The sequence below is a fragment of the Glutamicibacter sp. MNS18 genome, from assembly GCF_026107515.2.
Classification (GTDB): domain Bacteria; phylum Actinomycetota; class Actinomycetes; order Actinomycetales; family Micrococcaceae; genus Glutamicibacter.
The window spans coordinates 389,469-401,593 of sequence record NZ_JAPCHW010000004.1; the positions used below are offsets into that span (position 1 = coordinate 389,469).

General features: G+C 61.6%; 13 protein-coding genes. 10 read left to right on the plus strand and 3 right to left on the minus strand.

Translation table 11 applies throughout. From position 1 onward, the window contains the following. The first annotated feature begins 11 nt into the window (after nt 1-11). Nucleotides 12-944 carry a diaminopimelate epimerase gene (dapF, locus tag OK351_RS07500; protein WP_265157431.1) on the plus strand — a complete coding sequence of 311 codons (933 nt, stop codon included), beginning with the start codon at nt 12-14 and terminating at the stop codon, nt 942-944. A gap of 51 nt (nt 945-995) precedes the next feature. Here the strand turns inward: dapF and OK351_RS07505 are convergent, their stop codons facing one another. Next, entirely contained in the window at nt 996-1,604 is a 609-nt protein-coding gene (locus OK351_RS07505; protein ID WP_265157433.1) for a class I SAM-dependent methyltransferase, read from the minus strand. A 409-nt stretch (nt 1,605-2,013) separates the two neighbouring features. On the opposite strand from OK351_RS07505, the gene hflX reads away from it, so the two are divergent. From hflX to OK351_RS07520, 3 genes are read left to right on the plus strand one after another with little or no spacing between them, the layout of a single operon-like run. Beyond that, nucleotides 2,014-3,582: a GTPase HflX gene (hflX, locus tag OK351_RS07510; RefSeq protein ID WP_265157435.1), complete on the plus strand. Its 1,569-nt coding sequence runs from the start codon at nt 2,014-2,016 to the stop codon at nt 3,580-3,582. After that, on the plus strand, nt 3,575-5,566 hold the full coding sequence (locus OK351_RS07515) for an ATP-dependent DNA helicase (protein WP_265157439.1): 1,992 nt from the start codon (nt 3,575-3,577) through the stop codon (nt 5,564-5,566). The genes hflX and OK351_RS07515 overlap by 8 nt, the downstream gene beginning before the upstream one ends. A 42-nt stretch (nt 5,567-5,608) precedes the next feature. After that, the gene (locus OK351_RS07520) at nt 5,609-6,661 is read left to right on the plus strand and encodes a glycoside hydrolase family 76 protein (RefSeq protein ID WP_265157441.1); all 1,053 of its coding nucleotides are present in this window, start codon (nt 5,609-5,611) and stop codon (nt 6,659-6,661) included. 77 nt (nt 6,662-6,738) lie between these two features. On the opposite strand, the gene lexA is transcribed toward OK351_RS07520, so the two are convergent. Continuing rightward, nucleotides 6,739-7,458 carry a transcriptional repressor LexA gene (gene lexA, locus OK351_RS07525; RefSeq protein WP_265157443.1) on the minus strand — a complete coding sequence of 240 codons (720 nt, stop codon included), beginning with the start codon at nt 7,456-7,458 and terminating at the stop codon, nt 6,739-6,741. A gap of 301 nt (nt 7,459-7,759) precedes the next feature. Here lexA and OK351_RS07530 point away from each other — a divergent pair, with 301 nt between their 5' ends. From OK351_RS07530 to priA, 6 genes are all read left to right on the plus strand, one after another. Then, nucleotides 7,760-8,074 (plus strand): LysM peptidoglycan-binding domain-containing protein, encoded by a 315-nt coding sequence (locus OK351_RS07530; RefSeq protein ID WP_265157445.1) that lies wholly within the window; start codon nt 7,760-7,762, stop codon nt 8,072-8,074. A 72-nt stretch (nt 8,075-8,146) separates the two neighbouring features. Beyond that, nucleotides 8,147-9,253 carry a histidinol-phosphate transaminase gene (locus OK351_RS07535; protein WP_265157446.1) on the plus strand — a complete coding sequence of 369 codons (1,107 nt, stop codon included), beginning with the start codon at nt 8,147-8,149 and terminating at the stop codon, nt 9,251-9,253. A gap of 30 nt (nt 9,254-9,283) precedes the next feature. Continuing rightward, on the plus strand, nt 9,284-9,904 hold the full coding sequence (hisB, locus tag OK351_RS07540) for an imidazoleglycerol-phosphate dehydratase HisB (RefSeq protein ID WP_265157448.1): 621 nt from the start codon (nt 9,284-9,286) through the stop codon (nt 9,902-9,904). Further along, on the plus strand, nt 9,905-10,540 hold the full coding sequence (gene hisH / locus OK351_RS07545; RefSeq protein WP_265157450.1) for an imidazole glycerol phosphate synthase subunit HisH: 636 nt from the start codon (nt 9,905-9,907) through the stop codon (nt 10,538-10,540). Further along, a complete protein-coding gene (locus tag OK351_RS07550) occupies nt 10,540-10,692 on the plus strand; it encodes a hypothetical protein (RefSeq protein ID WP_265157452.1) in 153 nt (50 codons plus the stop codon). The genes hisH and OK351_RS07550 overlap by 1 nt, the downstream gene beginning before the upstream one ends. A gap of 37 nt (nt 10,693-10,729) precedes the next feature. Further along, nucleotides 10,730-11,470, plus strand: coding sequence for a bifunctional 1-(5-phosphoribosyl)-5-((5-phosphoribosylamino)methylideneamino)imidazole-4-carboxamide isomerase/phosphoribosylanthranilate isomerase PriA (gene priA / locus OK351_RS07555; RefSeq protein WP_265157454.1), 741 nt, complete (start codon nt 10,730-10,732; stop codon nt 11,468-11,470). 266 nt (nt 11,471-11,736) lie between these two features. Here priA and OK351_RS07560 read toward each other — a convergent pair whose 3' ends face one another. Next, a complete protein-coding gene (locus OK351_RS07560) occupies nt 11,737-12,117 on the minus strand; it encodes a universal stress protein (protein WP_265157456.1) in 381 nt (126 codons plus the stop codon). Nucleotides 12,118-12,125: the final 8 nt, after the last annotated feature.

The following is a 12,125-nucleotide window of genomic DNA, read 5'->3' on the forward strand; positions in this document are numbered from 1 at the left end:
GACAGAACCGCATGGCCCTTGAACCGCTTGATCAGCTCACCGGATTGTCCTATGCCAAAGGCCACGCCACAGGCAACGACTTCGTGATGCTCGCGGACCCGGAAGGGAACTTGGACCTGCAATCCGTGCACGTTGCCGCCCTGGCGGATCGGCATTTCGGCTTGGGCGCCGATGGGGTGATCCGTGCCGTACCCACCGGCAGGGTCCCGGATTATGCCTACCAGCTCGACCATGATCCGGAAGCCTACTGGTTCATGGACTACCGCAACGCCGACGGTTCCATTGCGGAGATGTGCGGTAACGGGGTGCGCCTCTTTGTGCACTTCCTGGTCAAGGAGCAGCTGGTGGAGCTCCCGGTGGGTGGCTCCCTGCGGATGGGAAGCCGTGCCGGAATCAAGGAAGTGACCCGTCTGGAGAACGGCTACGCCGTCAACCTCGGGCCGTGGGGATTGGTCCACGCCGAGCAGGCCGCAGCCACCTCGTTGGACAGTACGGTGAAGGTTGCGGGCTGGGAGCAGGCCCGCCCTGCACTGTCGATCACCATGGGCAACCCGCACACCGTCGTTGCCTTGGCCGAGCTGGCCGAGTTGGATGACCTGGATCTGGTGCACCTACCAGAGGTCAGTCCGGTGCCGGAGAACGGGACAAATGTCGAATTCGTTGTTCCCGCCGAACCTCTGGTCAGCGAGGGGACCGGACACGTGAGAATGCGGGTGCATGAGCGCGGCGTGGGGGAGACCCTCTCCTGCGGTACCGGAGCCTGCGCCGCTGCGGCCGCTGTGCGCTACTGGGCGCGGACCACCGCTGTGATCGATGACTGGGTGGTCAATATCCCCGGCGGGCAGGTCGGGGTTGCCTTCCGAAAAAACGCGGATGGGACCGAGGACGTGGTGCTGTCCGGGCCGGCGCAACTAGTGGCACGAGGGACCCTGTCCCCGGAGTAGGCGCGTGTACGTTCAAGATATCAATGTAGGATATCCGGATTGCGCGCGGGCCTAATGCCCGGGCCGGGAGACCTTGAGGATGCGGAACCCCTTGGAGCTGGTCTCACGGGTGACGCTCCAGCTCGCAGGCAATTGGCCAACGAGCCACTTCTGCAAGGAGTCACTACCCAGGTTCTTCTGCACGACCATCCAGGCTTCGCCGCCCGGTGCCAGTCGTGGCAACCACAGCAACAGCAGCTCATGCAGTGCATCCTTGCCCACCCTGATGGGCGGATTGGACCAAATGGTATCGAACTGCACGTCCGGGTCGATCTCCTGCGGACGAGCCACCCGCAGGTTGCCCAATCCAAGGGACTGGGCATTCAGGCGCGCCAATTCGATCGAACGCTCATTGACCTCAACACCGTACACGGTACCTTCTGGATTCTGCAGGGCAGCGGTCATGGCAATGGGCCCCCAACCGCACCCGATATCCAGAACAGTGCCACGCGGCGCTGGAACATGTTCCAGAAGGACCGCCGTACCTTTATCCAAACCGGTAGGGGAGAAAATCCCCGAGGCGGTCTGGACATCGAGGGATCGGCCATTGAGCTCCACCGAAATGGTGCGCCGTTCATCGGCGGAGGCTGGGGTGGCGCTGAAATAGTGATCCGAACTCATAAGGGAAGGTTATCCCGTGCGCCCGACCGGCAACAAACGTTGTGGTGTACGCGATATATGCAGGGTCCCCGATGACTGATAGAGTTTTCCCTATGACTCTGATTTTCGCCTAATCCCGTCCAGCACGGTAACCCACGGATCCCGCCGCATCTTCGGGCGCTGTTTCACGCGCCAACGGCCTGGATGATCCTCGGGCGAAAACAGGTCTTTATCCTTGAGAACCCGGCCAGGGCTCTCGCTGACAGGGCCCCGCTACCCGCTCGTTCCCAGTGTGTTGCCGTATCCATCTCCAGCAGGCCAACAGCATGAGAGGACTTCCATGCCAAAACACACACATCATTCCCGTGGCACATCGCCAACCGGGGGTGCCGAGCACTATTCTGGAATATACAGCACTTCAAAGGGGAACATGACCAACACCGAGCCGAACGAGAACGACCTGCCACTGGATGAGCAGCAGATCCAGTCCGCCATCGAACGCATCCTGGCCGCAGACAGCCAGCAGGCACCGGCCACGCATCGATTCGTTGGCGAGGAGGATGACCACATCTTCACCAACCGTGCGACCGCACTGGACAACTTCGTACAGGAGCACACCGAATTCGATGGCTTCCAGGAAGATCTGGCCGATCGTCGGGCGCTGCGTCGTGTAGCTGGTCTATCGACCGAGCTCGAGGACGTCACCGAGGTCGAAAACCGCCAACTGCGCCTGGAGCGTGTGGTACTGGCCGGGATCTGGACCGACGGGTCCGCCATCGATGCGGAAAACTCCCTTCGCGAGTTGGCTGCTTTGGCCGAAACCGCTGGCTCGGAGGTGCTTGATGGATTGGTCCAGCGCCGCCTGAAGGCTGACCCCAGCACATACCTGGGGTCGGGGAAGGCCGAGGAACTACGCGGTATTGTTGCCGAAACCGGGGCCGACACCGTCATCGTTGACGATGAGATCTCCCCGTCGCAACGTCGTGCCCTGGAAGACATCGTCAAGGTCAAGGTCATCGACCGGACCGCACTGATCCTTGACATCTTCGCCCAGCATGCCCAGTCGCGTGAGGGCAAGGCGCAGGTGGAACTGGCCCAGCTGGAATACCTCCTGCCCCGCCTGCGTGGTTGGGGTGACTCGATGTCCCGGCAGGCAGGTGGCCGTGTAGGCGCCGCCGGTGGAGGTATCGGATCGCGCGGCCCGGGTGAAACCAAGATCGAAATGGACCGGCGGCGCATTCGCGACCGGATGGCCAAGCTACGTCGCCAGATCAAGGGCATGAAGCCGGCCCGTGAAGCCAAGCGTGCCAACCGCAAGCGCAACGAGGTCCCGTCGGTGGCGATCGCCGGATATACCAACGCGGGCAAGTCCTCGTTGCTCAACCGCCTGACCAACGCCGGGGTGCTGGTTGAGAACGCGCTCTTCGCCACCCTGGATCCCACGGTTCGCCAGTCCGAGACCACCGACGGGTTGACCTATACGCTGGCCGACACCGTCGGGTTCGTGTCGAACCTGCCTACCCAGCTGGTGGAGGCCTTCCGCTCCACGCTGGAGGAAATCGCCGACTCTGACCTGATCCTGCACGTCGTGGATGCCTCGCACCCGGATCCGGAAGGACAGATCGCTGCTGTGCGCAAGGTCCTGACCGAGGTGGATGCCATGCACATCCCGGAAATCATCGTATTGAACAAGGCCGATGTGGCCGATCAGTTCGTGATTGAGCGGATCCGCAACCGGGAGTCGAATTGCGTGGTGGTTTCGGCCTATACGGGTCAGGGCATCGAGGAGCTGCTCGGGAGGATCAGTGCCTCGATCCCGCGCCCGGACATCCAGCTCGAAGTCCTCATCCCGTATGGGCGCGGAGACCTGGTGGCCAAACTGCACCAGGCCGAAGCCGAGATCCTGGATAGTGAACACCTGGAAAACGGAACCCGCATGATCGTCAAGGTCCGCAAGTCGTTGGCTGCGGAGTTGGAGCAATACAACATTCATGGATAAGCAGCAGCAGGCGCTGGACCTCCTGGAAGCGGCGGTCACCGCAATGGGTGGCCAAAGCCGAACTGGTCAACAGGAAATGGTTCGTCAGGTGGTCCGCTCGCTGGAGGAAGAGGAGCACTTGCTGGTGCAGGCTGGCACCGGTACCGGCAAGTCCATGGGCTACCTCATTCCGGCGCTGGCCCACGCACAGACGTCGGCCAAACCGGTGATAGTCTCCACCGCGACCCTCGCCCTGCAATCGCAGATTGTGGGCCGGGATGTCCCGCGCCTGCTCGCGGCCCTGAAAGGCAAGTTGGCACGCCCCATGGACGTGTCCCTGCTGAAAGGGCGTTCCAATTACCTCTGCCAATACAAGCTTGGCGGCGGGTACCCGGACGATGAAGGCACCTTGTTCTCCATGGACGACGCCCCGGCCCCCGGCCAGATGTTTTCGCCACTGGCCACCGAAGTCATGAAGCTGCGCGAATGGGCCGAGGAAACCGAATCCGGGGATCGTGATGAGCTGGTCCCCGGGGTCTCGGACAAGGCCTGGCGCCAGGTTTCGGTCTCCGCCATGGAATGCCTGGGATCCCAGAAATGCCCGATGGCTGACGAGTGCTTCTCCGAGATGGCGCGTGCCCATGCCGCCGAGGCCGATGTGGTGATCACCAACCATGCGCTGTTGGCGGTCTCCGCCTTCGAGGGATTGTCGGTACTCCCCGATTTCGACGTGGCTATCATCGATGAGGCACACGAATTGCAGGATCGGGTGACCTCCTCGGTCGCCAGCGCACTGTCCCCACGCACCGTGCTGACCGCGGCCGGATCCATGAAACGGCACTGCGCGATGAACGTGGATGAACTGGTCAACGCCGCCAACCGGCTGGACAAATCGCTGTCTGGCCAGGCCACGGGGCTGTTGGAGCGCGGCCTGGATGAGGCAACGGGAATCGCGTTGAACGATATCGCCGAGCAGGCGCGGCTGGCCCTGTCCCTGTCCAAACCGGAATCCGGGGACCCAGTCGACGGCGGACGGCAGACCGCACGTTCCCAGATGCAGGCGGTCCTGGACGATTCTTTGCGGATGCTGGAACACGAAGAACGCCGAGAGGTCATCTGGACCTCACGGCCTCGCGAATTCGTCGAGGGCCGCGGATATGTGGAAGCCGATGAGTCCCAGCCCGCCACCTTGAATGTCGCCCCGCTGTCCGTGGCGGGGAAACTTCGTGAAGGGCTCTTCGACGGGCGCACGGTGATCCTGACCAGTGCCACGTTGGCTATCGGTGCCCAATTCGATTCCGTGGCCGGTTCGCTGGGACTGATCGGGCAGGGGGCACCTTCCTGGCAGGGTATCGACGTGGGCAGCCCGTTCGATTACCCAAAGCAGGGGATCCTCTACGTGGCCAAGCACCTGCCCAAGCCCGGCCGCCAACTGAGCGCCGAAACACTGGACGAGATCGAGGACCTGATCGAGGCATCCGGGGGTGGTGCGCTGGTGTTGTTCACTTCCCGGCGTTCGGCCGAGGAAGCCGCGGCAATCCTGAGACCCAAGCTCGACGTACCGATCCTGTGCCAGGGAGAAGCCAGCATGAAGTCGCTGGTTGCCGACTTCAGTGCCGACAGGGATTCCTGCCTCTTCGGCACCATGACCCTCTGGCAGGGGGTGGATGTGCCGGGGGACTCCTGCCGCCTGGTCATCATCGACAAGATCCCGTTCCCTCGACCCGACGACCCGATCGCCAAGGCGCGTACCCAGGATATCGCCCGTCACGGCGGCAACGGCTTCATGCAGGTTTCGGCATCTCATGCGGCGGTACGCTTGGCCCAGGGCGCCGGTCGCCTGATCCGTTCGGTCAACGACAAGGGCGTGGTGGCGGTCCTCGACTCGAGGATGGCCACCGCCCGGTACGGCAGCTACCTGAAGGCCTCGTTGCCGCCGATGTGGCCGACCCCGGACAAGAAGGTCATCACCGGGGTACTGAAACGGATGAACCCCAATAAGTAGCCGGTCCACGGTAAGACCCGCCGGTAGCGGAAGGAACAGCCGATGACAGGTTCCTGGGAAACGCGGGCCGCAGCCGCCGCGGATGAGGTCCATAGCCAATTCGGCCACCGGTTGCCGGGCCTGCCAGGAACCTGGATCGGTGCGCTGCACCCGCGGGACAGTGAGAGCGCGGAACAGACCCCACCCGCACGGCTTCGGGCAAAGCTGAAGGCTCCCATCGCGGAATGGCATTACTGGTGGCAGGCCCACTATCTTGATGCGATCTGCGATACCGGATTCCGAAAGCTCCACCGTGGCGAGCCTGCAGCAGCGCGTCACGAGGCGATGCTTGGGGAACAGCTGCTGCGGGGAATCCGGCTGCGGAACCTGGGACGGTTCCCCAACTACTTCTATGACGACATGGCCTGGCTCGCGCTGTCCAGCTTCCGCCTTAACCGGTTGTCCGCCCAGGTGCGCGGGCGACCGTCTCGTTTGGCCGGCACCGCACAAAAAACACTGACACGGCAACTTCATCGCGCTGGTGACCAGGTGCTTGGGGGAGGGCTGTACTGGTCACGCCAGCGTGCCTTCAAGAACACCCCGGTCAACGCCCCAGCGGCCCTGCATTTTGCCAGGATCGGCGAACACGACCGGGCCAGGGAACTGGTCGACTGGCTACGGGGACGGCTTTTCGACAGTGATCTGGGCCTGTATCTGGACGGAATCCACCTGGAGACCAATGGTCCTCGACTGGATCACAGGCTTTTCACCTACAACCAGGGGCCGATCATCGGTGCGCTGCTGGAGCTGGGCTCACCAGAGGACCTGGAACAGGTCGCCGATCTGATCGAGGCGGTGGCGCAGCACATGTACACCGGTGGACAGGGGCTCAGATTGGAATACGGCGGAGATGGAAACCTCTTCACCGGAATCCTGTGCCGTTACCTTGTCCTGGCGGCCAATGACCGGCGGCTGCCTCCGCCGGCGCGCACACTGTCCGGAACCATGGTCAGGGAAACCGCGGAACGAATAGCGGGGCAGGTCCCTTCGCTGCTATCCGCCGCAATCCAGCGGTGGAGTCTGTTCAACGCCGCCGCATCGTTGCCCCGCGTGTAAGCCCGCCCCGGGCAGGGTGGCAGACAACGGGACGCGCCCAGAGCGTCCTTTGCCGGCCGCCCGGCGCCCGATCGGGTCTAGAGCGAACGCATGACCGAAACCACTTTGCCCATGATGGTGGCGCTATCGCCCAGGATGGGTTCGTAGCGCGAGTTCTGCGGTAGGAGCCAGGTGTGGCCATCACGTTGGCGGAAGGTCTTGACCGTGGCTTCCTCATCCAGCAGCGCGGCGACGATATCGCCGTTCTCCGCGGTCTGCTGCCGGCGCACCACTACCCAGTCGCCATCGCAGATCGCTGCATCAACCATTGAGTCTCCAGAAACCCGCAACATGAACAATTCCCCATGGCCCACCAGCTGGCGTGGCAAGGAGAAGACGTCTTCGACGCTTTGTTCCGCGAGGATCGGTCCACCGGCCGCGATGCGTCCGACAAGTGGCACCATGGTGGTGTCTGCTGAGGAGCTCAGCTCAATGACCTTGCTGTCATCAACCGGCTTGGCGCTATCCTCGATCACCTTCTCGGTTGCTTCACCATCGTCATTCAGCTGAAGAGGCAGCAGGATCTCCATGGCGCGTGGCCGGCGGGGATCCTTTCGGATGTACCCCAGCTTCTCCAGCTGGCCCAACTGGTGGGTGACCGAGGAAAGGCTGGCCAAGCCGACGGAGTCGCCAATCTCACGCATCGAGGGCGGATAGCCGTTCTTGCCGATCGCCCGCTGGATGGTCTCCAGGATCTTCTTCTGCCGGATGGTCAGCGACCGAGCATTGGCACGCGGTGTGCGTTGTGATGCTGACATGTGATTTCTGCCTTCCCTAGCGTTCGTCTTTCCAACTGAGCGCTCAAACTGTCGGTGCCGGGTGTTGTGATGTTCCCATGCTCGGTTTACTTCGAAATCTTAGTAGATTTCGAGTGATCTTTCAAAGATTTGTTCGAATTGTCTGGACAAGTGTCGCCGGGCTCTGTTAGAAAAGATGTACTAGATCCGAACATCTGTTCGAATGAACTGTTCGAATGTTAGAAACTCACAGCATGTCCGACTTGAGAGGAGATCGACCATGGCCACAACGTCCTTGGATAAAGATCAGAACAGTGCGCCTATGCGAATCCGGCTCAATCGCCGGGGTTGGGTGGTCCTGGTGGGGGTGCCGGTATTCCTGCTGGCCTTGGCCGGAACCTTGCTCGTCACCATGTTCAGCAATTCGGTAATGGCCTCGGCCTATGAGCCGGTGGGTGTGCAGACTGTTGAAGTCACCGTGTTGCCTGGCGATACGCTCTGGGGGTTGGCCAGTGAATTCGCCGAAGGGTACGACGTGGACTCGGCGGTGCGCTACATCGGCGAAATGAATTCCCTGGAAGGGGCTACCCTGCAAGCGGGCCAGACCCTGCAGATTCCCGTGCTCGACCAGCCGTAGTCCCGGTACTTTATTACCGGTAGGAGCGTCACTGATTCACTGCCAGCGACGGCTCCAGCATAGAATTGCTACGTGAAAGACCGCAGTGAACTGTTAAGTCAGCTGCCCTTGCGTGAGAATCTCCGCGGGCTCTCCCCTTATGGTGCTCCCCAAATTGACGTACCGATCCAGCTGAATGTCAATGAGAACACCCATCCGCTGCCACCAAGCGTGGTAGATGCGATCGCCCAGGAAGTGGCGAAGGCAGCGGCAACACTGAATCGCTATCCAGACCGTGAGTTCACGCAATTGCGCGAACTGCTTGCAGAGTACCTCGGACATGGATTGAGCGCAGAACACATCTGGGCCGCCAATGGCTCGAATGAAATCCTGCAACAAATTCTGCAGGCCTTCGGGGGACCTGGCCGTAGCGTGATGAGCTTCGTGCCGACCTACTCCATGTATCCGCTGCTGGCCAGTGGCACCGATACCGCATTCATCGCCGGCACCCGAGCCGAGGACTTCTCCCTCAGCGCTGAATCAGCTGCCGCGCAGGTGCGGGACCACCGACCGAATCTCGTGATCCTCTGTTCGCCGAACAACCCCACGGGTACCGCTTTGGGCCTGGACGTCATCGAGGCGGTCTATGAAGCCGCCAGTGAACACGGGGCCATGGTGATCGTGGACGAAGCCTACGCCGAGTTCTCCCTGGCTGGAACCAAATCGGCGTTGGGGCTGTTGCCCGGACGCCAGCGCCTGATCGTCACCCGGACCATGTCCAAGGCCTTCGCTCTGGCCGGCGCACGTCTGGGATACCTGGCCGCCGCACCGGAAGTCAGTGACGCGATTCGACTCGTCCGCCTGCCCTATCACCTCTCGGCTGTCACCCAGGCCACCGCGATTGCGGCGTTGAAGAACGTTGATGCGTTATTGGCCGAGGTGGAACAGATCAAGACCCAACGCGACCGGATTGTGACCCGGCTGAAGGATCTGGGTCTCAACCCATCGGTCAGTGATTCCAACTTCGTCTTCTTCGGGGGACTGGAGGATCCCGAGGCGATTTGGCAGGGACTGCTTGAGGCGGGGATCATTGTGCGTAACAACGGGATTCCTGGCACCCTGCGCGTGACCGCCGGAACCGAGTCGGAAACCACCGCCTTCCTTGATCGGCTCACCGAGCTGCTTGAGTCCGCGAAATAGCCAACTGCCAGAAGCTAGCGAAGGAATGACATGTCTGCCGAATCATTGGGTGCCCGCCGTGCCCGCATGGAACGCGTGACGAGCGAATCGTCGGTGTTCGTTGAATTGGATCTGGACGGCACCGGCCAGTCGGAGATCAGTACCCAGGTGCCGTTCTTCGACCACATGCTCACCGCACTGTCCAAGCACTCGCTGATTGACCTGACCGTGCGCGCCACGGGCGACGTCCATATTGACGTGCACCACACCGTGGAAGACACCGCCATCACCCTCGGCGAGGTCCTACGCACTGCCCTGGGAAACAAGGCCGGCATCCGGCGCTTCGGCACCGCCTACGCGCCCCTGGACGAGGCCCTGGCCCGGGCCGTGGTGGACATCTCCGGTCGCCCGTACCTGGTGCACGGTGGGGAGCCGGACGGACAGGAATACCACCTGATCGGTGGGCACTTCACCGGTTCGATGACCCGCCACGTTTTTGAATCGCTGACCTTCCACGCGCAGATTTGCGCCCATATCGAGGTGCTCTCCGGTCGCGATCCGCACCACATCGTCGAGGCCCAGTTCAAGGCCCTGGCGCGTGCCCTGCGCGAAGCGGTGGAAATCGATCCACGCATGGGTGACCAGATCCCGTCCACGAAAGGTGCGCTGTAGGTGGAAAGGAAGAACGTAGTCGTCCTTGACTACGGTTCGGGCAATGTCCGGTCCGCAGTGCGCGCACTTGAAGCAGCCGGTGCCAACGTTGAACTGACCGCCAACTCCACGTCCATACTGGAAGCGGATGGACTAGTTGTTCCAGGTGTTGGGGCCTATGCTTCGGTCATGGAACAGCTCCAGGCCATCGACGCTCCTCGCTGGATCGGCCGTCGGGTTGCCGGAGGCCGTCCGGTCCTGGGTATCTGCGTTGGGCACCAGGTCTTTTTCGACGAAGGCGTGGAACACGGGGTGCGGACCGCAGGGTTGGCCGAATGGCCCGGCGTCGTGGAACGTTTGGAAGCCGATGTCATTCCGCATATGGGCTGGAATACGATCGCCTCACCGGAAGGCAGCAAACTGTTTGCCGGGATCGAGAACGAACGGTTCTACTTTGTGCATTCCTACGCAGTGCAACAGTGGGAGTTCGATATCACCCAGCCGGCCATGACCGCACCGAAGGTGACCTGGTCCACCCACGGAAAACCGTTCATCGCGGCCGTTGAAAACGGTCCGCTCTCCGCCGTGCAGTTCCACCCGGAAAAGTCCGGTGCGGCAGGAAACCGGTTGCTGCGCAATTGGCTGGAGACGCTTTAATGATTTGGACTATTGTCCTGCTGGGAGTCGGGGCCTTCTTGGCCGGGGGAGCAATTTCGCTGCGCCGCCAGGAAGCCCATATTTCCTGGATCATCACCTGCTGGGCTTTGGCCGCCATGTGTATCGTGGCTGGTTGGGTTCTGACCTTGTAGCCACGCACAGCCATTTCACTACACGTCAAAGGAAAACATGAGCGAGCAAGCGAAACTTGAATTATTGCCGGCCGTCGACATTGCCGGGGGCCAGGCAGTCCGCCTGGTGCAGGGCGAAGCCGGTTCGGAGACCGGCTACGGCGATCCGTTGGACGCGGCACTGTCCTGGCAGTCCCAGGGGGCCGAGTGGCTGCATCTGGTTGACTTGGATGCTGCCTTTGACCGCGGCCACAATACGGATATCGTCCAGCGTATTGCCGAGGAACTGAAGATCAAGGTCGAGCTCTCCGGTGGCATCCGCGATGACATGTCACTGGAACGTGCCCTGGAGTTCGGTGCCACCCGGGTTAACCTGGGGACGGCCGCATTGGAGAATCCTGAGTGGACCGCGCGGGCGATTGACCGCTTCGGGGACAAGATCGCCGTGGGCCTGGACGTGCGTGGCACCACCCTTTCGGGTCGCGGCTGGACCAAGGAAGGCGGCGACCTCTGGGATGTGCTTGCGCGCCTGGAAGATGCCGGATGCGCCCGCTACGTGGTCACCGACGTGACCAAGGATGGCACCCTGCGCGGACCGAACGTCGAGTTGCTACGGGAAATGTGCTCCAAGACGGAGAAGCCAATTGTCGCCTCCGGTGGTATCTCATCCTTGGAGGACCTGCGCGTATTGCGCGAGCTGGTACCGGTCGGTGTGGAGGGCGCAATTATGGGCAAGGCCCTGTACGCGGGCCGTTTCACCCTGGCCGAAGCGCTGGCTGTCGCCGCAGGTGAAGCCTAGAAATAAAGTCAATCCCCGAGGAACCATGGTTCCTCGGGGATTTTTTGCTAGCCAAGCGGTGTTGTTCCCTGTCATCAATGGCTAACTCAATACACTGTCACCTCTCATCCGGGATCCACCCGGGCCTCAGTTCGTCGGCATGATCCGAATGCAAGTGCCACCAGAGGGGAACAACGGCCAAGGGGGAGTCATGCTTCCCCCGGGGCCGTCCGTATCAAGCGACACCCTGATTCCGTATAGGACAGCAATCGCGTGGAACAAACCACTTAGGTGGTCTCTGCCTTGACGGCAAGCACTGGACAGTCGGCTTCAATGAGAATCCGTTGTGCGATACTCCCCATGATCAGTTTCCCGACCCGTGATCGTCGACGAAGTCCGAGGACGATCAGTGAAACATGATGTTCCTGTTCTGCCTGGAGGACGATATCGGCAGCGTCGTGGACGGTTTCCGGCCGTGGAAGAAGCTGAACCGCTGTGTCCGAATCCACCAAGGAATTAAGGTCGATTCCAAGCTGGCCCTCCTGGATCGGGGCCTTGTCAAGGTTGACCACCAGCAGAGATTCCCGGGTTTTCGTGGCTTCGGCAAACGCCCTTCGTACAGCAGCCCGGCCTGCATCGGTGTTGCTATAGCAAACCATGATCGACATTTCTACTC

Bases quoted from the DNA above. Each gene is read 5' to 3' on its own strand.
- dapF (WP_265157431.1), top strand. From the start codon at position 12: ATGGCCCTTGAACCGCTTGATCAGCTCACCGGATTGTCCTATGCCAAA.
- OK351_RS07505 (WP_265157433.1), bottom strand. From the start codon at position 1,604: ATGAGTTCGGATCACTATTTCAGCGCCACCCCAGCCTCCGCCGATGAA.
- hflX (WP_265157435.1), top strand. From the start codon at position 2,014: ATGACCAACACCGAGCCGAACGAGAACGACCTGCCACTGGATGAGCAG.
- OK351_RS07515 (WP_265157439.1), top strand. From the start codon at position 3,575: ATGGATAAGCAGCAGCAGGCGCTGGACCTCCTGGAAGCGGCGGTCACC.
- OK351_RS07520 (WP_265157441.1), top strand. From the start codon at position 5,609: ATGACAGGTTCCTGGGAAACGCGGGCCGCAGCCGCCGCGGATGAGGTC.
- lexA (WP_265157443.1), bottom strand. From the start codon at position 7,458: ATGTCAGCATCACAACGCACACCGCGTGCCAATGCTCGGTCGCTGACC.
- OK351_RS07530 (WP_265157445.1), top strand. From the start codon at position 7,760: ATGCGAATCCGGCTCAATCGCCGGGGTTGGGTGGTCCTGGTGGGGGTG.
- hisB (WP_265157448.1), top strand. From the start codon at position 9,284: ATGTCTGCCGAATCATTGGGTGCCCGCCGTGCCCGCATGGAACGCGTG.
- OK351_RS07550 (WP_265157452.1), top strand. From the start codon at position 10,540: ATGATTTGGACTATTGTCCTGCTGGGAGTCGGGGCCTTCTTGGCCGGG.
- priA (WP_265157454.1), top strand. From the start codon at position 10,730: ATGAGCGAGCAAGCGAAACTTGAATTATTGCCGGCCGTCGACATTGCC.
- OK351_RS07560 (WP_265157456.1), bottom strand. From the start codon at position 12,117: ATGTCGATCATGGTTTGCTATAGCAACACCGATGCAGGCCGGGCTGCT.